Source organism: Lactiplantibacillus argentoratensis (assembly GCF_037290055.1).
Taxonomy (GTDB): Bacteria; Bacillota; Bacilli; order Lactobacillales; family Lactobacillaceae; genus Lactiplantibacillus; species Lactiplantibacillus plantarum.
The window spans coordinates 922,767-947,180 of record NZ_CP147647.1 but is presented as its reverse complement, the minus strand read 5'-3'; the positions used below and the strand labels follow the sequence as shown (position 1 = coordinate 947,180).

The window sequence follows — 24,414 nt, the reverse complement described above, 5'->3', positions numbered from 1 at the left end:
CCTTCTTTCTCAAATCTTACTCAATATTATTGTTTAATTGTCACCCTGGTCACTAAAGACGTGGGTGTAATACGAACTACCCTTCGCCGTTCTCGCCAAGAAGCTCTGAATATCGCCATTGGCACTCTTGACCGTAATCTCAACCGGAACACCAGATGGCAAGTAGCGTTTTGCAGCCGTTGCTAAGTACTGCGTGAAACTAATAATTTCCGTTTCGCTGTAGAACTTAGTTGTGATGTTAACACTTAATTTACTCAACGACTTGTCCTTGTAATGGGCATTTGCCGTGACACCAGACAAGTTCGGGAAGAAGTTCTGAACGTGGGACTTAAATTGACTAAAGTCTGACTCATCATTGCTGTTCGCACCCGAGTTTTTCGATTCAGAAGTTGCTGGGAAGACGTAATTCTTCCAATTCAACGACGTCCAGTTTGAAATCGAGGTCGAACCATTCTTAGAGACAGCATAGGCAATCATGTCACCACCAACTAAACTATCATTCGAAGACTGCTTATAAAGTGCTAAAACGATTGGCACATTCTTCAAAGCTGAACGTTGACGCAGGCGTTGTAAGACGGTATTCGCCATCTTCTTACCTTGCGCCGTTAATTCAGTCGTTGAAATGTTTGTTTCGTATGTCGCCCCATATTCAACCTTGGTGTAGTAATCGACCGAGTTCATTCCTAACCCAATCGTGACCCCACCGAGTGACAATTTACTCCCATTCTGAACCATGTAATCTTGCTCTTCAAGCTGTTGAAGGTAAATCGGGTTGCGCGTATTCGGATCCTTCTTGCCATTATTCTTCGGGTTCAACCCCTCTGAATTACTGCTAGACTTACGACCAAGCCAATTTTCGACGGTCGATGAGCTCAAATACTGGCCTTCTTGGAAGACATACTTACTCGTTGGAAAGACCCTTTTGGAGACGTCTAATAAGCCGCTTTCGAAGCTCTTCAAGTTCATGACGTTATCATTTTGTGAGACGACTACGCCCCGCGACTTGCTTGTCCGATAACGGCCATTTTTAATCACACCTTGATAAAATGCATTGTCGGCAGTTCCAGTCGTGGTCGTCGTTTTCGTTCCAGTTGTCGTCGTGCCACTACTCGACGATCCAAAGGACGAATTCTTTAAATTACCGCAAGCGGCCAGAACAATGGCAGCTACTGCCACTAAACCAATCGTGCGTATGCGTTTAACATTCACGCTTGTGTATCCTCCCTCATTGTTTCGCTGAACCGGGCTTCATCCCATACGGTAATGTCCAGCTGCTGTGCTTTTTGCAACTTGCTTCCGGCATCGCTACCTGCAATCACGAGGTCCGTCTTTTTGGAGACACTCCCCGTGACCGTGGCACCGTGGGCTTGGAGCCATTGAGTCGCGTCTGGCCTGGTAAAGCTTTCCAGCTTACCCGTCAGCACGACCCGCTTGCCTGCAAACCAACTGTTACTATCTTCTGCCACGGTGGCACTAGGGCCCTGATAAGTGGTATTTACGTTGACCGCTTGTAATTCGCGAATAAGTGTATGAACTTCGTCGCTCGCAAAATACTGAACGACGGCGTTTGCAATCACATCACCCATCGAATCGATCGCCGCGATTTCCTCTTGGCTTGCCGCCATCAACGCTTCGATCGTCCCAAAATATTGGGCAATTAATCGCGCCACTTTAGCACCAACGTGCCGAATACCAAGGCCGAACAATAACCGTTCAAGTGAATTATCACGGCTACGGTCAATTGCTGTCAAGAGTTTTTCAGCAGACTTATCTTTTATTTTATCTAATGTTAACAGTTGCGCCTTGGTTAGACGGTACAAACCAGCAACGTCACTAACCAACTGATTCGCATAAAGCTGTGCAATGATCCGTGGCCCCAAGCCGTCAATATTCATGGCATTGCGAGACGCGAAGTGGACCAACCCTTCTTGGACTTGTGCCGGGCACTTCGGGTTAATGCACCGTAAAGCCACTTCATCTTCCAAATGAACCAGTGGCGCCCCGCAGGACGGACAATCGGTTGGGATAACGAGTGGTTCGGCATCCTTAGGGCGTTTGCTCAAATCAACTGATGAGATTTCCGGGATGATATCACCGGCCTTGTGCAACAGGACCGTGTCACCGATTCGAACGTCCTTAGCTGCCACGTAATCAGGATTGTGCAAGGACGCTCGGGCGACCGTCGTCCCCGCCAATTGAACAGGTTCCATGACCGCAGTCGGTGTAACGACGCCAGTACGGCCAACGGTCCATTCAACATCTTTTAAAAGGGTCGGCTGTTCATCAGGTGGAAACTTGAAGGCAATCGCCCAGCGAGGGACCTTGACCGTCGCCCCCAGCGACCGTTGCAATGGTAGCGGGTTCGCCTTGATCACGATGCCATCAATACCGTATGCCAATTCTGGCCGCTCATTTTGATAATGGTCAATGTAACTAAAGACGTCGGCCATCGAATGGGCCACCTTAAAGTCAGGGTTAATGGCAAAACCAAGGTCTGCGAATTCTGTCAGCATGTCGCTTTGCGTGCGAGCAGTTAACGGTTCGTAATCGGCAATGTTGTACATAAACGTGCTGAGTTGCCGTTCCGCCACAACGCGTGAATCTAACTGCCGTAAGGTGCCGGCCGCAGCGTTCCGCGGGTTCGCAAAGACGGGCTCTCCAGCTGCTTCGCGTCGTTCATTTAAAGCCGCAAACGCCGCTTTAGGCATGTAACACTCGCCACGCACATCGATCGTCAGTGGTCGGGTCAACCGTTGCGGAATCGACTTGATCGTTTTGATATTAGCCGTAATATCTTCGCCGACCGTCCCGTTACCCCGCGTTGATCCTTGAACCAACACACCATCTTCATATCGCAAGGAGAGTGCCAGCCCATCAATCTTTAGCTCACAATTATAGTCAACTGGATGACCCACGTTCTGTTCCAAGCGGTCCACAAATTCTTGTAGCTCAGCCTGTGAGAAGACGTCGCCCAATGACAACATCGGAATCTCATGGGTCACTTTGTCGAAACCTGATTTAACCGTCCCACCAACTAATTGCGTCGGCGAATCTGGCGTCACGAGCTGTGGAAAAGTTTGTTCGAGCGCGACCAATCGTTCATAGTTTTGATCATACACACTATCTTCGACGTTTGGCGCGTCTTCGTCATAGTACTGCCGACGCCATTCATTTAATGTTTGCCGTAGCTTAGCCGCTTCATCAGCCGCCTGCTCGACCGTCATTGTGTTGGGTTTGTCCGCCATCAGCCAGTCCTCCTAACTAGTCCTGTACTTTTTGGATTGGTGCGAATGCTGCTAACAACCGCTTGATACCTTCTGATTTGAAAGCAATGTCCAGTTCAGCATCTTCACCTGCACCAGTAACTTTCACGACCGTTCCGGTTCCCCACTTACGATGCTTGACTTTATCACCGATCGACCAACTATTCTTGTCAGCGCCGGTACCACTGGCCTTCTTGACCGTGGCGCGTGTGCCAACCGGGTTCTTCTTATATGAAGGTGTAAAGGCGCGTCGTTCACGATCTGCCCCAAATGGCACTTTGGGACCAGTGCTGCTTGCACCATCCAGCGTATTCTCATTCTTAAGCAGCTCTGGTTCGATTTCTTCAACGAAACGTGAAGCCGGGTTATTTTGCCGCCGACCATATAGCATCCGTGAGTACGCATTGGTCAAGTATAGCTTCTTCTCGGCCCGTGTAATTCCCACGTAAGCTAGTCGCCGTTCTTCTTCCAGCTCATCTTCGTCCATCATCGCCCGGGATAGTGGGAAAATTCCTTCTTCCATCCCAATCAAGAAAACGACAGGGAATTCAAGCCCCTTCGCTGCATGTAACGTCATCAACGTCACGGCTTGGGGTTCTTCTTCGACGTTATCAACATCCGAAACTAGCGCTAAGTCAGCTAAAAAGTCCACGAACTTATCACTATCTTCATCTTCAGGTTGATAACTATCATCGAATTGCTTGGTCACAGACAAGAATTCTTCGATGTTTTCGATGCGGGCCTGTGCTTCCAACGACTTCGTAGCTTTGGCATCCTTCAACGCCTTCATGTAGCCCGTACGATCCAGAATTTCCTGCGTTAGATCCGTCACGGATAAGTATTCTCGCATCGCACGCAATTCGTTCATTGTCGCCGCAAACTTCGCTAACGCACCCTTGGCCCGTGCAGAAATACCATTGGCCATGTCAACGTTGCTGGCTGCTTCCAACATGGAGTAGCCGGCTTCATCCGCGAACAACCGCAATTTTTCAACACTGGTTTGCCCGATGCCCCGCTTAGGCTCGTTAACGACCCGTTCGAAGTTCATTGAATCTTGATCATTAACTGCCAAAGTCAGGTACGATAAGACGTCCCGAATTTCTTTACGGTCATAGAACTTATTACCACCGACCATCGTATAAGGGATATTCGCCTTAACGAGTGATTCTTCCATTACCCGGGACTGCGCGTTCGTCCGGTAGAGAATTGCAAAATCGCCGTAATTCATCTTATCCCGTTGCATGCTCTCTTGAATCTTAGCGATGACAAAGTGCGTTTCGTCGCTTTCACTCTGACCACGATAATAGGAAATCTTGTCGCCCGGTTCATTTTCAGTCCATAACTTCTTGGGCCGCCGAGTTGAATTATTGTTAATAACCGCGTTGGCCGCCGACAAAATAGTCTTGGTCGAACGATAGTTTTGTTCCAACATCACCGTGTCAGCTTGCGGATAATCTTTCTCAAAGTCGAGGATGTTCTCCATGTTGGCACCCCGCCAACCATAGATCGATTGATCCGCATCCCCAACCACACATAAATTCTTATACTTGTCAGCTAACAGGTTAACTAACGTATACTGTGCGTTATTGGTATCTTGATATTCATCGACGTGAATATAATGGAATTTATTTTGGTACCACGCTAACGTTTCCGGGTTCTGTTTGAATAACTGGATCGTCAGCATGATCAAATCGTCAAAATCAACGGCTTGGTCCGCCGCTAATTCACGTTGGTACTGCAAATAAACGTCTGCCACGATGCTCTCAAAGGGGCTGGCAGCCGATTCTTTATACATCTCTGGTGTTTGTAAATCATTTTTGGCATTTGAAATTGCGGACAAGATTGACCGCGGATCAAACTTTTTCGAATCAATGTTTTGTTCCGTCAAGATTCGTTTAACTAAGGTCCGCTGTTCACTGGTACCGGCGATTGTGAACGCCCGGTTGTACCCGATTTGTTCAATATCGCGCCGTAAAATTCGAACACAGAGGGCATGGAACGTTGAGACCCAGACCTCCTGCGCCGATTCACCTAACAACTTGCCGACCCGTTCACGCATTTCACGTGCGGCCTTGTTCGTAAACGTAATCGCTAAAACATTCCAAGGGTTGACCCCTTGTTCTTCGATTAAATAAGCTACCCGGTGCGTCAATACACGGGTCTTCCCCGAACCCGCACCGGCCATAATTAGTAGCGGTCCTTCTGTGTCTAAAACGGCTTCCTGTTGCTTGTCATTCATTCCTGCCAATAGGCTTTCTTTCGACACGCTTGTTCGCCACCCTTTCTAAAAATCAGTCACCAAACATTATAGCAAATTTTGACCGTGATTGCTGTACTTTAAGGTCAGCATCGCTCACAAAAATCACGACTTTGCCATCGTCAGTGACACCCCTATTAATTTTACAACATCTCCCATACACGGAAAACGGATTGACCAAAATATTGCAGAACTTTAACGAATGTTGCCAGCCCGCCTGATGGTCACCGGCAAGACCCCTGACAACTATGCAACGTTTATCCGTATAGCCGCTCACCGCAAAGCGGCCTTCATTGCTTGCTTACCCGAATCAAACCAAGCGTTAAAAAAATCCAATTCACAAATGAATTGGATTTTTAACTTGATCCGGACAGGTCAGCCGACTTGTCAGTCGTCCTGAACCGGCGTATTCAATTGACCGTAACGCACCGTAACGCGACCAAGCCGTCGCTTCGAATCAGACGTTACTCGTCCGCTGCATCACTGTCTGCTGGCGTCGTTTGGCTAAACTGCCAGATGCTAGTGTCTTCAATCTGTTCCAGGGCTTCTTTGACGCTCGGTGCCTCGACTAGCACGTGACCGGCGGCAGGCGCACGGTGCGCTTGTAGCAATGTTCGGTGATAGAAGTTGAAGAACCAGTTGGTCTTGATCTGCCACTGAGTCCGAATGCCACTCTCCTGAGCAGGCGTGAAGTAAGCGGCCACCACGGGCATCAATTGCTTAACTGGCATCAACGGTAGTCCCGCGATTGCCCGCAAGTGTTGCTCTGCCATACTGATATTCGTGGCGCGTTCGAAGACGTAACCCGCTTGATGCATCGCTGGCACGATCCGCTTAACATACAAATTGCCGCTCTTCGTGAGGAAGAAGGCCACTTCAAAGACCCCCGTATAACTCAAATTATCGCTAATTTCTTTCGTAATCCGCCGCATTTCGTCATTCACGGCCGAATCAATTTGGGCTGGCACGATCGAAGCAACCAGCTCATGATTACGATAACGGTTCTCAACAGTTGGGAAAAATGCTGTCGTGTCACCACTCTTAGCACCAAACACGGAGAGTTCCTTGTCATATGGGATTAGTGATTCTAACAAATACGTGCCCCAATCCAACAAATCAGCCGCTTTGACAATATCTGTCTGCGTCTTAATGACCAGCTGCCGGTTTTGACCCAAGCCCTTTTGAATCGGCTTCAAGATGCTTGGATAACCAATTGACCCAATGGATTGATAGACATCGTCTAAGCTAACAATCGTCGCTGACGGAGCGACATTCAAGTTGAGCTGACTGAAAAATGCCCGTTCCAATGAGCGGTCTTGCGTAATTTCCAGCGCATCGGCGCCTTGAGGTACCCGAGTATGGGCCGCCAAGAAATTAATCACCGACGCATCAATGGTTTCCGACTCGTAAGTCACCATATCGCAGCGTTCTGCAAAATTCTGTAATTGTTGTTGGTCATTGAGGGCCCCGACAACGCGAAAATCTGCCAGTTCCATGGTCTCAGTATTTTCGTTATCGCCGTATACCCCGACATTGATGCCAGCATTACGCGCGGCAATTACTAATCCAACACCATTAGTACTACTTCCAATAATGCCAAGCGTACCACCTGGGTTTAAAATCGAGTTGTCCACTTCAGTCCCTACTTTCCTATGCTTTAAATAATTATAATCTGATTATTGAATTATTTTTAACGCGCATTATTCTGTAACAATCATACTTGCTGACGCGCGCGGTTGCAAGTTTATCACTGCTTTTTTCGACGTGCATTACGGCGCTTAACTCGCTTGAGCCAAAAACCACCGGAAATGTAGCGCGGTTCGTACGCAATCACAAACGCATTGGGGGCCGCGTCTTTGATCAAGCCATACAGCCGGCGTTCATTCTTGCGCGGCGCCAAAATTTCTAATTCTAACCGCTCACCTTCGAGACCATACGCGGCGTGTTGTGTGACCCCAAAGCCATTTTCACGAAGCACGCCCGGCAACGACGACTTGGGATCAGGCAGGATTACCGAAATCATCGTGTAGCCAAGTGCCAACCGATCTTCAATCGCCATCCCAACGTACACACCGACACCGTAACCTAACGCGTATACGACCAAATTAATCGGATTATTGAGGCGATTTAAGACCAGCGATAACCCGAGGACATAAATCGTGATTTCAATAACACTCGCAAACGCGGCGAAGTACCGATAACCCCGCATTACGAGCAAAAAGCGTACGGTGTTCAACGTAATGTAAGCAAAGTTGATGACAAAAATAAGGACTAACATCCCCATATCAATGTGCATCATAATTCCCTCGCTTTCTTAACTTAAGCCTGGGTGTCCTCCGAAGCAAAGTGCACCCGATCACCATCAAATGACGTAATCTGTGCTAATGATTCTAAACGGACGCCGCGATCAGCAATCAATTGATGACCCGTTTGGAAGACTTTTTCAATCACAATACCGACGCCCGCAATCTTGACGTGAGCCTTGTCGCAGATTTCAAACATCCCTTGAACCGCCTGACCATTGGCCAAAAAGTCGTCAATTAACAACACTTGGTCATCCGCTTGTAAGAACTTCTTTGCAATCGAGATGTGATTAGACGTCTTCTTCGTGTAAGAATAAACTTCAGCTGTGTATAAATCATCAATTAGCGTGACCGATTTATGCTTACGTGCGAACACAACGGGCACGTGCATTGCTAACCCCGCCATCACTGCCGGCGCAATTCCTGATGATTCAACCGTCAAGATCTTCGTCACACCCGCATCTTGAAACAAGTGAGCGAATTCCGTTCCCATGGCAAACATCAGGTCAGGATCAACTTGGTGATTCAAAAAGCCGTCCACTTTCAATACTTCACCGGGAAGGACCCGGCCATCTTTCAAAATGCGTTCTTCAAGTTCTCGCATAGTACCCTCCTAGAATTATAAGCGACATTAAAATACTGCCATTAATTTCATTACTTTCTATCATACCGTTGTAAGTCATATTTTTGAATAATATTAATTAATTTTTGTGCATAACTTGGATCAGTCGCATACCCGGCCGTCTGCAATGCTTGTGCAGCCGTCTGATAATCCGTTGCCTTAATCACCGCAGCGTAGTGCTGCGAATCCCATGTCGTCCCGTACGCCAACTTCTTGGCATGATCGACCAGTGAAGCATGCCAGCTATCATAAACAGCGAAGCGGCGTTTGACCGTATGATAGGCCCCATCATAATACTCTTGCGTCGTCATTAACCGCCCCGATGCGGACTTGACACCAAACAGATTATTATTCTCCGTCGCATTGGTACTCTTCCCCCAGTCCGACTCCAAAATCGCCTGACTCAGCGTAATACTCGCCAACACGTGATATTGTTGATCAAGCTTTTGCGCAGCTGGCGCTAGCTTTTTGATAAACGCCGTATGCGTTGTCGTCGGCGCTGTCGCCGTAACCCGTGACTTAACCGCCCAATTATGCTGAATATACCAAACCATCCCAATCATCGCCGCAAGCACTAACAAGATATTGACCCACTGAAGGCGGCCCTTCTTCACGAATAATTGTGACCTTGCACGTTGCTTCCGCCGTATCCTTCGCCGCTTACCCGCCATCACAGCCGCCTCCTTTCTGGTCATCGCATTACAACCCTGTTTAGTTGGATTGTTGTTCGTCAGCCGGTGCGCGTCCTATTCCGACCTCCGGGGCTGGGTGACAATTGCTGGAACGTAAGCCGACGTCGATTTGAGCTAACGCACAACCCGCGTCATCTCAAATACGAGTCTTATTTTAAGCCGGAAGAAGAACACTTCCGACTAAGAATAATTTGGCTACTGAGCATTGTCACCCAGCCCCTCCAGTCTCTAGAGTGTGAGGGGCCACGGGTTGAAGCTGAGCATTGCCTAGCCAACGGATTAATGCGGTCTTAGCATTCGTCCGTTGGCGTAGCAAGCACAGGCTTCAGTGGCACCGAGCACGTTTCGGGAACCCGCTCGAATGGCTGATGAACGGCCACCTAACTTGGTACAATTTGTCGTTGGCTATTTTAACACGGGAACTTTAAGTACAATATCAGGATGTATTCTCTGATTTGTCGAAACGTTCAATTATTATGACTGGTAATTCCGAAATAGTGAGCTATCACAATGTCTTCTTCGACCTAACAGTTGATTGACAAAATTACCGTTTATAAAAAACAACGACCAATTTATCAAAAGTTGGGTACCTCACCATCCGCCATTCGAATATCATCCCGACTGGAAGGCGTTTCTGACAATGCCCAGTGGTGAAATTTCACTTAGCAAGCGTTTTGTGCTTGGTTAGTGAAAGGCCAGTATTTAAGACGTGGGCTTCGGCTTAAATCTGTGCCCACCACGTTCCGGCAATTGGCAGAAATGCCTGGAAGTCGGCGTAGGACGAACCAACCAAAAAAGTTTACGCTAACTCGAACTGTTTCCAGCGGGCCTAAGCTGGTTGCTTTTGCCCTAAGAAATCAGCATCTAAGTCTTAATCGCAATGAGCGTCGGTCGTATTACACTCTATTTTACCGACTTTTGAATTAATTTTACATGATTATTGGACGCCAATTCCTTATTTTTTTGCTAAAATGTAAGTGGTCACATTCGATTAATCCGAGGAGGAAACATTAATGTCGAAAACTTATCGCTGGGCCATTGTTGGTCTTGGTAACATCGCACACAGTTTCGTTAAATATTTTGATCAACCGGACGGCGAGATCTACGCCGTTTGCTCACGTTCGCAGGAAAAAGCCAGTGCCTTTGCTGCTGAACATGGTATTCCGAAAGCCTATGGGAATTTGGACGATCTGCTAGCTGATGAACAGGTTGACATCGTTTACGTGGCAACACCCCATAACTATCACATCGATACGATTTTGCCCGCTTTACGCGCAGGTAAACACGTCCTCAGTGAAAAAGCCATCACGATGTCTAGTACCCAACTCGCGATTGCCAAGGAAGTGGCTGCTAGCAACCACCTTATCTTAGCGGAAGCGATGACCCTCTATCACATGCCATTATACGAGAAGCTCCACGATTTTGCGGCTGAACGGCATCTTGGTGATTTGAAGATGATTCAAGCTAGCTTTGGTAGTTTTAAAGAACCAGACCCAACTAATCGCTTCTTTAATCCGGACCTTGCCGGTGGGGCCTTACTGGACATTGGTGTCTATGCCCTAGCCTTCGTGGAAGAATTCTTGACTGCTAAACCATACATTACTGGAACGACGATGCACCGCTTCAGCAGTGGCGTCGACGAATCATCAACGATTACGTTGCGGAATGCCAATGATGAATTAGCCACCGTTGCCCTAACATTCCGGGCCAAGATGCCTAAACGTGGGATCGTCGCGTATGAGAATGGTTACTTTACCGTCGATACCTACCCACGTGCTGACAGTGCCACTTTCACTGACAGCGAAGGTCATACTGAGACCATCACGGCTGGCGATAGTACCAACGCCATGAATTACGAAATTGCTGACATGCAAAAAATGGTCGCTGGTGAATTGCACAACACTAGTCTCGCAAAAACGACTGACGTGATGGATATTATGACCGCCGCGCGGGCGCAATGGGACTTTCGCTACCCATTTGAAAACTAGTCCTTCATAATATTTTCTATAAATTAGAACAGCTTGACTACCGGTGTGTTGCGTCACCGATACTCAAGCTGTTTTTATCGTGCAATATTGTTTAATTAGACCAATCCACAAAACCAGAATCGGCCAGCCCCTGGCAAAAATCTGATTGACCTCAATGTGATGAGTAGACCAATTATAAACTGGCCAGTAATTCTGCTAATTGTGGAAATCAGAAGACTGCCTGCTGGCATGCAAGTTGACACAGGTTACGGGTTGGCCTCGGACGCACGCTGATGGATACATAGCCGACTAATTGGTGTTTGCCACCACGCCGTTGTCATTGATTGCAGAATTAGTTAAAAATCAGGCCCAATCCCATAAAGACAATGAATGAGAGACAAATCAACGTTGCGTTTTTGATTGAAATCGTGAAGGTTTCCCGCTTGACTTGCTTGTGCAGGAAGATGCGCGTGTTTTTCCAAACCGGAATAATACTGATCAGCGTTAATAAGCTGAACTTTGGTAACACGCCCATGATGACCGCAATCACCAAGCAAGCATATCCAGCCACGTAACTCCACGCGAATACCTGAAGCATCACTGGTTTACCGAGATAGTACAAAATCGTATGCCGACCGAGCGCAATGTCTTCGTCCATATCACAGATATTATTTGCTAACATAATGTTTGAAATTGCAAAAATGGCCAGCCCCGACGCAATTAAAACGGCGAACGCTGACTGCCACGTGATGGCCGCCATGTCATACGTATTGATGAAAACGGCAATCCAAAAAATCATGAAGCCCATCGTAAAGCCCGAGAAGAATTCCCCGAATGGTCCCTGTGAGATTGGCTTCGGCCCGCCAGCGTAAAAGTAACCGACCGCATAAGAATAGATTCCCATCCATAGTAGTGGCAGCCCCGTCTGCGTCACTAACCATAGTCCGATGATCAACGAGATGCCAGCTAACCCAAACGTAATCGTCCGGGCCTGCCCAATGGAAATCTGGTTCACGCCAACCACGTTAGTCTCTTGCAAAAACTCTTGATTATCGTCGTTCCGCGGTGCGTGCAAGAAGTCTTGATAATTATCATTCGCATTAGTCGCCATATGAAAAAGAGAAGACGCCACGAAAAATAGCAATAAATAGCCTAGATGCAACTGATGATAATTATAATAAGCGTACATACTCCCCAAGACGAACGGTAACACGCTCGCAATTAATGATTTGATTTCAACAAATTCGAGAAACACTTTTGGTTTCAATGATTTACACCATCCTTTTGTTTGACAACGATACAAGTTATTTGTACCTTTAGTATAGATTGTATTTTAGAATGTGACTGGCTGCAAGTGTTGACGTCAAAACGTCCCGGGGCCATCTCTCAAAAAAAGCGGGGTATTTTGATTATGATGCAAACGATTTGGCAACCGGAAAGTCTTGTCGCAAAAGAATTAGCAGCACTAAAGCCGTATCTAGCCACTAACGTAAAAATTGATAACGCCGCCATTAACGACCGCGTTCACGAATTGCTCGCTGCGGGCGGTAAATTTTTACGCCCCGGCTTCTTTTATCTATTCAGTCAATTTGGGCCGGATCATAACACGGCGCGGTTGCGGGCGGGCGCAGCAGCCATGGAACTGCTCCACGTGGCAACCCTGATTCACGACGACGTGATCGATGAATCACCAGAACGCCGCCACGTGACAACCATCCACCAGGACTACGGGCAACGTAACGCCATCTATGCTGGGGACTTGCTCTTCACCTGCTACTTCGACCAAGTTTTGATTGCGGCCAAGACTCCTGCCGATATAAAAATCAATACGGCGGCGATGCGGGCAATTCTCCAAGGCGAATTAGATCAAATGGCCCATAATTTTGATCCCACCACCACCGTCGACGACTACTTAGCCATCGCCCGTGGCAAAACGGCCCGCTTGTTCAGCCTGAGTTGCGAACAGGGCGCCCATTTTGCGGGTGCTGATACCAGCGTCGTTAAGTTGGCGCAACAGATTGGTGAACGGATGGGCTTGGCCTACCAGATGTTAGATGACGTCCTTGATTACGCTGGCGACGAGGCCTTAACGCAAAAGCCAGTACTTAACGACTTACGCGACGGGGTGTACTCCCTACCGCTCATCTACGCGCTGACCGCCGAACCACAATTAGCAGAACAGTTGCCGCAGCCGGGCGACCACATTAACAACGAACAACTACTAACGATTCGCGACCAGGTGATTGCCTTGGGCGGTGTCACCCAGGCACAACAATTAGCCACCCACTACACCAAAACCGCATTGAACCTAATCGACCAGCTGCCAACTGGCGAAACGCAACAAACTTTACGGCGACTAGTAACCGAGCTACTAGTCCGTAACCATTAACACTTATTAGATCAGCGCATTAAAGTGCCCCATTGACTTTGATGCGCGATTTTTTTGCGGCCATGACGCAGTTGATAACGACACGCTTTGTTCAAAAAAAGTTATCCATTTTACTAAAATAAATAGTATTATAGTGTTTGTATAAAAGTTGTAATAACGGGGTCTATTTTTCGTCAGGAGGAACTTCATGAAAAAGATTGTTAATCGCTTGCTGGGGAGCGCACTAATGATTGCATCGGTTACGATGCTAAGTTCAGTGTCCGCAAGCGCCAGTACTTACTATCACCGCACACCAACGCGCGCAACAGCGCACAAAGCCTACTATACGACTGACACCAAGTCGCATACCTTCAGGGCGAATGGCAATTATAATCGGTGGACATTCAGGGCCAATCATGATTTGAAAAACTATCGCAACACGGTGTGGACAACGAGCCAGCAAACCGACATTACCATGCACGGCAAGAAGGTTCGTTACTACTGGGTTCGCAACAGCAGGAATGGCGCCTCGGGCTGGATTTGGAGTGGCTACTTAAAGCCAGTTAGGGCCAAAGCTACCACCCCATCCGAGGCAACCCTCGTCTCAAGAATGCGCGTGGCCAAAAAGGCACAGCAAATCGTGACGGTCATCCAAAACGGCTCATCCACGGCTACCCTTAAACTTTGGCAAAAAACCAATCGCGGCTGGCAGAACACACTAACTTCCGCAAGTCGCATCGGCGCCGCTGGCATTGGTAATTCTCACGAAGGCAGCAGTACCACACCCAAAGGCGTTTATCACTTAAGCTTCGCATTTGGTAAAGCTGCCAGTGCCAGAACTAGTGGTATGGCCTATCGACAGATCAACCGGAAATCTTACTGGATTGAAGATCCACATGACCGGCAATATAACACGTGGCAGAATCGTAACTGGGCCAATAACAAAAACGAGCATCTGATCGATTACACGAAGGCCGCGCCCCACAATCAATACCAATTAGCAATCGTGATGGACAATCACGGTCAACGCAATGGCTCGGGCTTCTTTATTCACGTCAAGAATCAATGGGCAACGGCTGGTTGCGTCTCAATCAATTACAATGATGTACGGACCTTACTCAGCCGCTTAGGCACGAAAGCCTACGTGGTCGACGTTCAGAATCGGGCACAATTACAAAATTACTAACAGGTTAAATCATAACCTGGCGATTAATTGCATATAAAAAGGACTTGGTCTCAGCGACTAAGTCCTTTTTACGCTCTAAATTGGCGGTGTAATCAGCAATGGTCATCATGACCACTACATTCGTAGGCTGAATACCCATTCAGCGCAGTAATTAAAAGTCTGTTTCACAAGCACCAGGCGCACGTGAAGACTGCTATCAACCAGTTTACTGATCATTCTTGCGCATCATCACGCCCTTGGTCCAAGTCATAAAGGCGTTTAAACCGTGGTGCGCTCGCGTATAGTTCGCTCGGCGTACCGGCCATATCGAATTGTCCATCTTCCAAGAAACGAACTTGGTCGACATGGTTGACCCCGGCCAAATGGTGCGTAACCCACAGAATCGTCTTATCATGTAAGACCCGGAACACCGTGGTCAGTAAGTGGGCCTCAGTAATTGGATCAAGACTGACAGTCGGTTCATCTAAAATGATGATGGGCGCATCTTGTAATAGAATGCGGGCTAGCGCGAGCCGTTGTCGTTCACCACCAGAGAAACGCGCCCCGCCCTCTTCGACGACCGTCTCGTAACCATCGGGGAGCGTGTCGATCAAGGGTGCTAACTCGACTGCTGCTAGCGCGGCTTTAACTTGTTCGTCAGTTGCTTGCAAGTTACCCATCCGTACGTTGTTCATAATCGTCGTATTGAACAAGTACGGCTGCTGGTCCAGGACGCCAAATAGTTGAGCGCGCTCATTTTGTAGCCGTGCGATGGGCACATCATTCAATTGAACCGTCCCACTATCCGGTGTCAGGTCACCTAAAATCAGCTTGAGCAAGGTACTCTTTCCCGTTCCGGAAGGTCCTAGCAGGGCTAACTTTTCACCGGCTTTTAAAGTCAGATTCAAACCGTCAAAAATCGCGTGACCACCTTCCGCATATTTAAAGTCAAGGTCCGCAATACGCAAGACTTGAAATGGCTCCGTTAAGACTGTCTGATCGTGTTCATCTTCAGGCGTGGTGTCTAAGGCGTTGACTCGTTTGATAGACCGTTGATAACTTGGCCACTCACTAACCCCCTGACTGACGGACTGCATCGCATCAACCAACGGGAATACGGAGAGGACAAACGCCGCAATCCAATTAGAACTAGCCGCATTCGTTGTCCAGTAAAAACTACTCCAGATCAAGAGCGCTAAACAAATCACCCCGAAAATGATCTGAATCGTAAAATCTCGCCACCACTGAAAGCGATGGTCCTGTTTACGAAGTGCCGCAATTGCTTCGATAGGCTGGGTTTGCCGCTCATAGAAATCCGTTTGACGTCCGGCAATCAACCAATCACCGAGCCCCATTACCGAATCAGTCAGCTGCGTATAAAAGCCCTGTTGAATCTGACGACTGCGTGATTCACGAGCACCATTCAGTAAGACCGACCATAGCGGCATTACCACAACGACCAATCCTAACATCAACAACATCAATAGCCCGAACCACCAGCTAAAGTAGCCCAGACCAATCACAATCACTAGCGTCATCAACCAGGCAATCACCGTTGGAAAAACGGTCCGTAAATATAAATTTTCAATATGGTCAATATCGTCAGCTAAAATGCTCAGGACATCACCAGTCTGGAAATTTTGGCGAATCGCTACGGCGTGCTTGGCAACGGATTGGTACAACTTCTTACGAAAGTCTGATACGATCCGCAGTACCCAGTTATGACTCGTAATTCGCTCCGCATAGCGAAAGGCGGGCCGGCCAATCCCAAACGCCCTCGTTAGAACGATTGGCACATAAATCATCAGAATATTATACGGGTGTCGTGCGGCTTTACTGATCAAGTAGCCCGAGTTGAACATCAGCGCTGAACCGCAGAAAAATGTCATTAGACCCAAAAACAGCGTCAGGGCTAGTAACTTTTTATACTTGCGCAAATACGGCATGACCCAAGTATCATTTTTAAAAGTTGCCAAAAAATCTTTCATTAGATCGCACCTACCATTTCATCACGTAACTGAACGTACGCCCCGTCATGCGCGGCCAATTCCGCCGGTGTCCCTTGTTCAACGATTTCCCCATGATCCATCACTAACACGTAATCCATCTGATTAATCCAGTGTAACCGGTGAGTCGCGAAGAAAACTAAGTGATTATCAAGTACAGGTAAAATCGTCGTTTTCAGTTCCGCTTCAGTTTCAATATCCAAGTGGGCAGTTGGTTCATCAAATAACAGAACTCGCCGCGAGTCGTCAAGAAAGGCCCGCGCCAAAGCAATCCGTTGCGCCTGACCACCACTGACACCACGGGAGCCTTCACCAATCGCCGTATCCAACCCCGCCGGTAACGTTGCAATCCAGGCCGTTAATCCAGCGTTTTCAGCAGCTCGTTCAATCGCTTGACGTGAAGCGTCTGGCTGATAAAAAGCGATATTCTCTGCTAACGTTGCATGGAACAGATATGGGTTTTGCGGAATGTAGAAAAAGCTCTGCTGCCAGGCGTCCTGGCTCAAATGCGAGACTGTTTGCCCGTTGACTTGAATTTTACCCTGATCAGCGACCGGGGTTAGAAAGCCACCTAACAAATTGATCAAAGTTGATTTGCCGGAGCCGGATGCCCCAATAATCCCGATCCGTTGGTAACCATGCACATCAATATTAATGTGTTTTAAGGCCAGCTGATCATCATCATACTTAAAATCAACGTCATGTAAGCTTAACGTACTATCACTTTGCCATTGCACAGGCTGAGTACCGAGCTGTTGACGTTCAGTTGGCACCGGCAAAGCTAGCATCTTCTGGACATCCGCAAACGCGTTCTTACCATTTAAAGTGGCATGGTAGTCATTAGCGAATGTTCGCAATGGCAAGAAATAGTCTGGCGATAAGACCAGGATAACCAGCGCCGGTAGCAACGTAATCGTGCCGTTAATCAAGCCGAAACCTAGGAAGACCGCCACGACCGCAATCGATAAGGTCGTGAAGAAGTCCAAAGCGAAAGTCGATAGCATCGCAATCTTGATAACCGCCATCGTTTGCTTCCGATAACCTTCACTGACCTGATACACGTTGTCAGCGTACCGTTTGCTCAGTCCTAACTGCTTTAATGTCGGTAAACCGCGCAGCGTATCAACGAAGTGATTAGACATCCGTTGGTAGCCCACGTACTGCTTATCCGCTTTAGCTTGAGCGGCATAGCCCAAAATAATCATAAATAGAATAATCAATGGAAAAATTGCTAGTAGAAAAAGGGCCTCACGCCAACGCAACCACGCGATGTAAATTAAAATGATCCACGGGATAACCATCATGTCGATTACTTTAATCACAACCAACATTAAGTATGTCTGAACTTTATCGATACCTTCAAGCGCTGTCGTCACCACGTTACCAGTCCCAGTCTTAGCTACATAACTTGGGCCGAGTTGGTATAACTTCTGCATCACTTTACGCCGCAAGTCACCCGTCGTCTGTTCGACTAACGGGTACATCACACGATTTTTAATGACGACCAGTAACTGCCGTCCGACCCAAGCTAATGCGAACCATAGCATGGGCTGACTGATCGACGCCAATGAATGCAAGTGCCATAGTCCAACAATCGCCACTGATAGGTAGTAGGCTTGAAAGACAATGCAAATACCCTCGATAATGGCCAGCAAGCCTAGAATCGTGGCCGCTCGGCGCATCCCTGGTAGTTTAAATAATGCCGGATCAAACACATCCGATCCCTCCCCGCTTAAAATGAACGGGGTCGCACCCTGGCACTTGGCCAAGGTCGCGACCCCGTTGGTGCTGTTAAATTAATTGTACCACCGCACCAGTGATACTGTCGTCATCCGCATTTGAATTACGATGCCAACCGTTTGTAGAAGACCCAATAACTCCAAATAAAGTAGATCAACATAATCGGCAGTACCGATAATGAGATAACGGTCATCAGGTGCAACGTATATGGTGAATTAGACGCATCTTTAATCAGAATGCTGTATGCCGAATTGTTCGCCACCATGACGCGTGGAAATAGTCCGTTGAACAAGAGGACGACCACGTCGATCAGTGAGAGGCCACTGCTAATAAATGAGAGCCATTCATGATTCCCATAAACACCCCAAGTAGCCAATACCGTTAACGCCACTAAGGCGACCACTAAAATCGTGGTTGAGATTGGCTTCTTGGTAAAGAAATCGGTGTTAAAGAACAGTAGAATCGCGAAGACTACTTCACCGGCAAACAGGACCCAGTATAACGGTTTGGCCCACTGAAGTGCCCGTTCACGCAACGTCCCGGTCGTCTTCAGCCGGATAAAGTTTAACCCGTGCAAATAGCAGAGTAACGTTACGGCAACCCCACCAACGATTGAGAACAAGTTCACGTAGTCGGTGAAGTGGGCCGTCATATCACCATTAGCGTTGATTGGCATCCCTTTGACCAAAGCGGTAAACATCATCCCGAACAGGAAGGCAGCAAAGAAACTGCCAAGGGCTGCAGCCCATTCCCAGAAATTCCGGCCGGCGTCACTTTCCATCCGACTTCTAAATTCAAATGAGACTCCCCGCATAATGAGGGCCACTAGAATCAACAACAAGATGAGATAGAACCCGGAGAATAAGGAAGCATACCACATTGGGAACGACGCAAACATCGCCCCACCAGCAGTGATCAACCACACTTCATTGGCATCCCAGTGTGGGCCAATCGTATGAATCACAACATCGCGCTCGGCGCGGGTCTGGGCTAAACTCTTAATCGTCATCCCAACCCCGAAGTCAAAACCTTCAAGGAAGAAGAAGCCACTAAATAGAACGCCCACCAGAATAAACCATAAGAACTGTAGATTACTCATGACTGAACGCCTCCTTACCATAAGGATCGTATGGTGCGTCATCGCTAGCTTGCAACAAATCATCGGGGCCTTGGTGTAAGGCACGCCGTGATAAAACAATCATGACAATACCTAAGCCACTGAACAAGCAGAAGTACACGATGTTAGAAATCAGCAACGAAGCGACACTAACATTTGGTGAAACGGCATCCGCAATCGTCAGTAACCCATAAACAACCCATGGATAACGCCCTAATTCAGTAATCAACCAGCCGGCCGTGTTGGCGGCGAATGGTAAGAACGTGCAGATTCCTAGTACCCACAGGAACCAACGTTGCCGCTCGATCAACGTTGACTTTGCACGGTTGAAATACAGCCCGATAATGGCAATCAGGGCGAAGAGTCCACCAGCTACTGTCATGACCCGGAAGCTCCAGAAGAGCGTCTTCGTTGGGACGTAGTAGTTCATGTCCTTGCCAAACTTCTTGTCATACTTGGCATGAAGTTCCTTATTAAGGGTATTTTGCCCCTTCACGTTACCGGACAACTTATGATAGCTTAAAATATCCAAAACATACGGGATTTCAATCGACCAATTGGCCTTATGGTTCTTAGTATCCATCCCTTCAATAACTGCCCATGAAGCTGGCGAGCCGGAATCCTTGTATAAACCTTCCGTTGCGGCAAACTTCATCGGTTGTTCTTTAATGATGTAACGCGTCTGTAAGTCACCCATCCCAATTACACCGATGGAAGCAACCAGACCAACGATCAAACTAACTTTGATCGACTTGCGGAAGAACGTGACGTTTTTCTTTTTGAGTAACGCAAACGCCGCCATCCCTGCAACCACAAATGAGCCGGTCACAAACGCCCCGAACAACACATGTGGTAATTCATACCAGAGCTGTTCGTTCTTGACGACTGCGGCAAAGCTCGTCATCTGTGCACGACCAGTTTTGGTATTGATCATGAAACCAACTGGATTTTGCATGAAACTGTTCGCTGCTAAAATCCACATCGCGGAAATCATCGTCCCAATCGACGTTAACCAGATAAACGCACAGTGGAGCTTGGCATTAAACCGATCCCAACCAAACATCCATAACCCAATGAACGTGGATTCCATAAAGAAGGCAACTAACGCTTCAATCGCTAGTGGCGCCCCAAAAATGTCACCCATAAACCGTGAATAATCAGACCAGTTCATCCCAAATTGGAATTCTTGTATAATCCCTGTTACGACACCAACGGCAAAGCTAAGTAAGAAAATGCGGCCCCAAAATTGTGCCATGTGCTTGTACATGATGTCTTTTTTGACAACATACACCGTTTCCATGATGGCAACAACCAAGGCTAAGCCGATTGATAATGGCACAAAGAAGAAATGAAACACCGTGGTCATCGCGAACTGAAAGCGCGCCAAGGATAAAATACTTAATCCAAGATTCATAATGGTCCCCCCTTTATTAATTTATTCCCTACGAAAGCGGAAACACTTTATTCACCTTTCATAATAGCAAGTGATAAGTGAAATTTCAATCAATCTCAACTTTTATTCCCAAAATAGTCAAAGCCGCTAATTTTCAAGGCCACTATTAATACATTTATTCGTTTGTAAGTTCACATTTTACAACTTGGCAACTGCCATCAAAATCGTGAACAATGCTCATGATTGGCGGACATAGCAGTCTCCAATCAATCAGTCATCATGGTCAACCAGTCCACAAAGTGATTTATATTATAAACAAGTGATGCTGTTATTAAAAAAGCACTTCATTTAACAAGTTTAGGCCGCGAAAACGCAAACAAGGGCGGGTCGGCGTGCTATATTTTACAACGTGCAATAGAATAAAACGTTACGAGGAGTAAATATAATGAAAAGGAATTCACAACAAACGACCACCGTTGAACACTACAAGATGTTCAAAGATGGCAAACATTGGGTTTACGCGGGGATTACCATTGCGGGGCTCGGTAGTACGTTAATGCTGACGACTAACGCCTTAGCAGCAACGACCACCCCAACCAGTGCCACGACCACTTCGGCGGCCAACGCCCCTGCAAGTGTTGCTAGCCAACTCAGTCAAGCTGCCGGGGCAACGGTGACTGATTCAAGCAGCCAGGCGTCTACTGTCGCCAGTCAGGACACACTGTCTACCGACAGCAATGCCGGTACTGAGCCTAGTCAGGCTGGAACTACTGAGACAAGTACTACCGGGGCCACAACTGAGACTAGCACGAGCGACCAAGCTGCAAGTACGGCGGCTGACCAGGCTAGCAAAGCGGCCAACAGCGCCAGCGACATGGGAACTAGTCAGGCGACCACCACTGCTAATTCGACAGCGGCTAGTACCGTTAACGGTACCGAACAGGCGGCTAGCGAAGCGACGAATGACGGTACAACAGCCGCGAATCCGACTGAATCAACAACTAATTCAGCCAGTGATGCCACGACCGCTTCAACTGATGATTCGACTCCCAAACTAGCGACAACTGCTAGTGCCAGTACTGACTCGACTGCCGCGGCAACGCCAACTAGTGCGGCAGCGACTAGCGCGGCTAGTGATGCGACAAGCGACAGCGGTCACGGTTTGATCTACGAAACTAACGACACCACCGGCAATCAAAAGAGCACGGTCACCATTACACAAAGCGGCCCTTACAGTGTGACCTGGAAAAAGGTCACTACCTCTGATAAGACCGATACGACAACGGTGACGTTAGATGCCAGTGATATTGTGGCGGTCGTCAATACGATCAAGGACTTAGCAAATCAAGCGGCGACACCGTCTGGCCAAGAACAATTAGCAGCGGCCAAAGCAAAACTATCAACGATTCTTGACGCGTTAAAAGAACTTCCTACAGATATTGCCAGTAAGATCGTGGGTAACGTGCTTTACCCGATCGTCTTCACCGGCACGGGTTCGGAAGCCCTCTCTAATTTACGTACCGAAATGAATCAGCACCGTTACGACATTTCTAATACCTGGACCGGTCTCGATCCCGTCGCTTACGCTGCCGACCGAGCTGCGGCCGAAGCGTATTATCCAACGACCGTAACTTGGTGGGATAACGTAGCTAAGGAGACTTGGACCCTACCTGAATACAATGACCCGACACAGTACGTTCGTGCTTACTATATTCAAAACGGTGATTCCACCAAGACAGTCATCATCGGCCAAGGTTGGACGGAACATGTTGATTGGATCGGCTACGTTTCAAAAATTTGGTATGACATGGGCTATAACGTCCTCATGCCGAGCCAACGTGGCCAGTTCCTAAGTGATGGTGATAACTTAACGTTTGGTTATCAGGATAAATATGACTGGTTGAACTGGGTCAAGATGGTCGACGAACGCAATGGTGCTGACAGTCAGGTTGTCTTCTATGGGCAATCATTAGGCGCCGACACCGTATTGGAAGCCGCCTCAGTTCCTGGACTTTCAAAGTCCGTTAAAGCAGTTGTTTCGGACGCCGGGTACGCGACCTTACCAGAACTAGGTAGCTCACTATACAACAAGGCCATCGCTGCCGTTTCAAACGCCCTTCAATCCGTTGGTCTGCCAGCCATCACGAGCCTGCCCTTCCTATCCTATGATAAGATTGTGGCCGCAATGAATGCTCGGTTGATCAAGGAGCAAGGTTTCAGTGTCGATGACTTATCAGCGACTGATGCGGCAAGCAAAATCACCATTCCATTGCTCTTGATCCACACGCAAGACGACGCCTTTATTCCATATACGCAATCGTTGGAATTAGCCGCCGCTAATCATTCCGCTGACCAAGAAGTGTGGATCTTACCAGGGACTGTCGGTGGTCACGCTGCGGCCAATAATGCGATCCTGCAATACCGTCAACATTTGTTAGCTTTCTTAACACCACTACTCTCCGTCGCGGAAGCTGAAGACGAAGCGGTTGATGTTGATCAAGTAACGGACGATCGTAATCAGGAAGCAACTGATAACGGGACAAGCACCGATACGACCACCCAAGGCAATGATGACGTTACTGATGACGTTACTAATGGTAGTCTTGATAATCACGATGCCAGCGATTCGCAAACCACGACAGCGACCGGTGAGCTGACGACTGACGATGCCACTAGTCACAATCAAACGGCCAGTGATAATGCGACGACGGACATTACTGATGCCTTTGATGACAGCGCAACGGATACGACCACGCATGCAAAGACTAACGAGACTTCAACGCCTCATGACGTTGACTTAAATGACACGGATAATGCGGTGGATAGTGATCCCGACACGGCGGTTGATGGGACAGACGTTACGACCACTACGACTCGATCCAGTGATAACCATCAGAACGGTGTTATCAAGGGCCAAGCCAGTGATTCAATTATGGTCAGCTCAAATGCCACGACCAACACGGACTGGTTAGTCAATCACGATGACAGTGGTTCGGCCGTCACAGCCAGTTTGCGTCAGGATTACAGCGACCGTGAAGCAAGTGTTACGACGCCAACCACCGTATCAGCCACAACAACTGATACTGACAGCGCGGACCTAGTTCCCGTCTCTTCACCGGCTACCAAGGCGACGACTGCAACGGCTGATCTCCCCCAAACTGATGAAACGACGCAGTCTTGGATTGCAACTTTAGGTGCTAGTCTCCTGGCCCTAGCAACGGGAATCTGGGCCCAAATTCGGCGGCGCTTTAGTTAGTCAACTTTTCCCAGTTTCGTTCAGTGGTGTGTTATTCTTAATAAAACTATCGTGTGAAAAGAGGAATCACTATGGATATTGGGACACGAGTGACGTTCGTTCTGGAAGGTGAGACTTATACTGGGACCATTGCGAAGAGTTACACTAATTCGTATTTGATCTCCTTTACAAGTCCTGCCCCAGCCATCGTTGATAAGTATCACAACAAAGTCATTATTAGCCAGAAACAAGTTCAAGCCGCTAAATAGCGGTTAAAAACAGCCAC

At 47.9% G+C, this 24,414-nt stretch carries 18 protein-coding genes; 5 read left to right on the top strand and 13 right to left on the bottom strand.

All coding sequences use genetic code 11. From position 1 onward, the window contains the following. Positions 1-33: 33 nt before the first annotated feature. The 7 genes from V7R88_RS04385 to V7R88_RS04355 form a co-directional block, all read right to left on the bottom strand. A complete protein-coding gene (locus V7R88_RS04385; protein WP_187349274.1) occupies positions 34-1,209 on the bottom strand; it encodes a CamS family sex pheromone protein in 1,176 nt (391 codons plus the stop codon). Further along, positions 1,206-3,245: an NAD-dependent DNA ligase LigA gene (gene ligA, locus V7R88_RS04380; protein ID WP_063724339.1), complete on the bottom strand. Its 2,040-nt coding sequence runs from the start codon at positions 3,243-3,245 to the stop codon at positions 1,206-1,208. The genes V7R88_RS04385 and ligA overlap by 4 nt, the downstream gene beginning before the upstream one ends. Positions 3,246-3,261: 16 nt before the next feature. After that, positions 3,262-5,529, bottom strand: coding sequence for a DNA helicase PcrA (gene pcrA / locus V7R88_RS04375; RefSeq protein ID WP_060599229.1), 2,268 nt, complete (start codon positions 5,527-5,529; stop codon positions 3,262-3,264). 455 nt (positions 5,530-5,984) lie between these two features. Further along, positions 5,985-7,154 (bottom strand): 5-(carboxyamino)imidazole ribonucleotide synthase, encoded by a 1,170-nt coding sequence (locus V7R88_RS04370; RefSeq protein ID WP_054396256.1) that lies wholly within the window; start codon positions 7,152-7,154, stop codon positions 5,985-5,987. A 113-nt stretch (positions 7,155-7,267) separates the two neighbouring features. Continuing rightward, positions 7,268-7,816: a DUF2179 domain-containing protein gene (locus V7R88_RS04365; protein WP_054396257.1), complete on the bottom strand. Its 549-nt coding sequence runs from the start codon at positions 7,814-7,816 to the stop codon at positions 7,268-7,270. A gap of 23 nt (positions 7,817-7,839) precedes the next feature. Next, the gene (locus V7R88_RS04360) at positions 7,840-8,427 is read right to left on the bottom strand and encodes a xanthine phosphoribosyltransferase (protein ID WP_003641335.1); all 588 of its coding nucleotides are present in this window, start codon (positions 8,425-8,427) and stop codon (positions 7,840-7,842) included. A gap of 50 nt (positions 8,428-8,477) precedes the next feature. Beyond that, positions 8,478-9,119, bottom strand: coding sequence for a glycoside hydrolase family 73 protein (locus V7R88_RS04355; protein WP_057717911.1), 642 nt, complete (start codon positions 9,117-9,119; stop codon positions 8,478-8,480). 1,031 nt (positions 9,120-10,150) lie between these two features. Between V7R88_RS04355 and V7R88_RS04350 the strand changes: the two genes are divergently transcribed. Continuing rightward, positions 10,151-11,125: a Gfo/Idh/MocA family protein gene (locus tag V7R88_RS04350; RefSeq protein ID WP_054396282.1), complete on the top strand. Its 975-nt coding sequence runs from the start codon at positions 10,151-10,153 to the stop codon at positions 11,123-11,125. Between the two features lie 331 nt (positions 11,126-11,456). Here V7R88_RS04350 and V7R88_RS04345 read toward each other — a convergent pair whose 3' ends face one another. Then, entirely contained in the window at positions 11,457-12,371 is a 915-nt protein-coding gene (locus V7R88_RS04345; RefSeq protein ID WP_054396284.1) for a 1,4-dihydroxy-2-naphthoate polyprenyltransferase, read from the bottom strand. A 144-nt stretch (positions 12,372-12,515) separates the two neighbouring features. On the opposite strand from V7R88_RS04345, the gene V7R88_RS04340 reads away from it, so the two are divergent. Then, positions 12,516-13,493: a polyprenyl synthetase family protein gene (locus V7R88_RS04340; RefSeq protein WP_054396285.1), complete on the top strand. Its 978-nt coding sequence runs from the start codon at positions 12,516-12,518 to the stop codon at positions 13,491-13,493. Positions 13,494-13,680: 187 nt separating this feature from the next. Then, positions 13,681-14,658 (top strand): L,D-transpeptidase family protein, encoded by a 978-nt coding sequence (locus tag V7R88_RS04335; protein WP_054396286.1) that lies wholly within the window; start codon positions 13,681-13,683, stop codon positions 14,656-14,658. A gap of 4 nt (positions 14,659-14,662) precedes the next feature. Here the strand turns inward: V7R88_RS04335 and V7R88_RS04330 are convergent, their stop codons facing one another. The 5 genes from V7R88_RS04330 to V7R88_RS04310 form a co-directional block, all read right to left on the bottom strand. After that, positions 14,663-14,797, bottom strand: coding sequence for a ribosome recycling factor (locus tag V7R88_RS04330; protein WP_178138075.1), 135 nt, complete (start codon positions 14,795-14,797; stop codon positions 14,663-14,665). Positions 14,798-14,870: 73 nt separating this feature from the next. Continuing rightward, positions 14,871-16,625, bottom strand: coding sequence for a thiol reductant ABC exporter subunit CydC (gene cydC, locus V7R88_RS04325; RefSeq protein WP_152707160.1), 1,755 nt, complete (start codon positions 16,623-16,625; stop codon positions 14,871-14,873). Further along, positions 16,625-18,358, bottom strand: a complete 1,734-nt coding sequence (cydD, locus tag V7R88_RS04320) for a thiol reductant ABC exporter subunit CydD (protein ID WP_154904771.1) — start codon at positions 18,356-18,358, stop codon at positions 16,625-16,627. Before cydD ends, cydC begins: the two co-directional genes overlap by 1 nt. 128 nt (positions 18,359-18,486) lie before the next feature. Further along, positions 18,487-19,482: a cytochrome d ubiquinol oxidase subunit II gene (gene cydB, locus V7R88_RS04315; protein WP_003641325.1), complete on the bottom strand. Its 996-nt coding sequence runs from the start codon at positions 19,480-19,482 to the stop codon at positions 18,487-18,489. After that, positions 19,475-20,914, bottom strand: coding sequence for a cytochrome ubiquinol oxidase subunit I (locus V7R88_RS04310; RefSeq protein WP_003641324.1), 1,440 nt, complete (start codon positions 20,912-20,914; stop codon positions 19,475-19,477). The genes cydB and V7R88_RS04310 overlap by 8 nt, the downstream gene beginning before the upstream one ends. A gap of 424 nt (positions 20,915-21,338) precedes the next feature. Between V7R88_RS04310 and V7R88_RS04305 the strand changes: the two genes are divergently transcribed. Then, the gene (locus V7R88_RS04305; RefSeq protein ID WP_060599233.1) at positions 21,339-24,149 is read left to right on the top strand and encodes a serine aminopeptidase domain-containing protein; all 2,811 of its coding nucleotides are present in this window, start codon (positions 21,339-21,341) and stop codon (positions 24,147-24,149) included. A gap of 71 nt (positions 24,150-24,220) precedes the next feature. Next, positions 24,221-24,397: a hypothetical protein gene (locus tag V7R88_RS04300; RefSeq protein WP_072535280.1), complete on the top strand. Its 177-nt coding sequence runs from the start codon at positions 24,221-24,223 to the stop codon at positions 24,395-24,397. Positions 24,398-24,414 lie beyond the last annotated feature (17 nt).

Excerpts from the sequence above, each read along its gene's own strand:
- ligA (WP_063724339.1), bottom strand. The coding sequence starts at position 3,245 with ATGGCGGACAAACCCAACACAATGACGGTCGAGCAGGCGGCTGATGAA.
- V7R88_RS04365 (WP_054396257.1), bottom strand. The coding sequence starts at position 7,816 with ATGCACATTGATATGGGGATGTTAGTCCTTATTTTTGTCATCAACTTT.
- V7R88_RS04360 (WP_003641335.1), bottom strand. The coding sequence starts at position 8,427 with ATGCGAGAACTTGAAGAACGCATTTTGAAAGATGGCCGGGTCCTTCCC.
- V7R88_RS04350 (WP_054396282.1), top strand. The coding sequence starts at position 10,151 with ATGTCGAAAACTTATCGCTGGGCCATTGTTGGTCTTGGTAACATCGCA.
- V7R88_RS04340 (WP_054396285.1), top strand. The coding sequence starts at position 12,516 with ATGATGCAAACGATTTGGCAACCGGAAAGTCTTGTCGCAAAAGAATTA.
- V7R88_RS04335 (WP_054396286.1), top strand. The coding sequence starts at position 13,681 with ATGAAAAAGATTGTTAATCGCTTGCTGGGGAGCGCACTAATGATTGCA.
- V7R88_RS04330 (WP_178138075.1), bottom strand. The coding sequence starts at position 14,797 with ATGGGTATTCAGCCTACGAATGTAGTGGTCATGATGACCATTGCTGAT.
- cydC (WP_152707160.1), bottom strand. The coding sequence starts at position 16,625 with ATGAAAGATTTTTTGGCAACTTTTAAAAATGATACTTGGGTCATGCCG.
- cydB (WP_003641325.1), bottom strand. The coding sequence starts at position 19,482 with ATGAGTAATCTACAGTTCTTATGGTTTATTCTGGTGGGCGTTCTATTT.
- V7R88_RS04310 (WP_003641324.1), bottom strand. The coding sequence starts at position 20,914 with ATGAATCTTGGATTAAGTATTTTATCCTTGGCGCGCTTTCAGTTCGCG.
- V7R88_RS04305 (WP_060599233.1), top strand. The coding sequence starts at position 21,339 with ATGAAAAGGAATTCACAACAAACGACCACCGTTGAACACTACAAGATG.
- V7R88_RS04300 (WP_072535280.1), top strand. The coding sequence starts at position 24,221 with ATGGATATTGGGACACGAGTGACGTTCGTTCTGGAAGGTGAGACTTAT.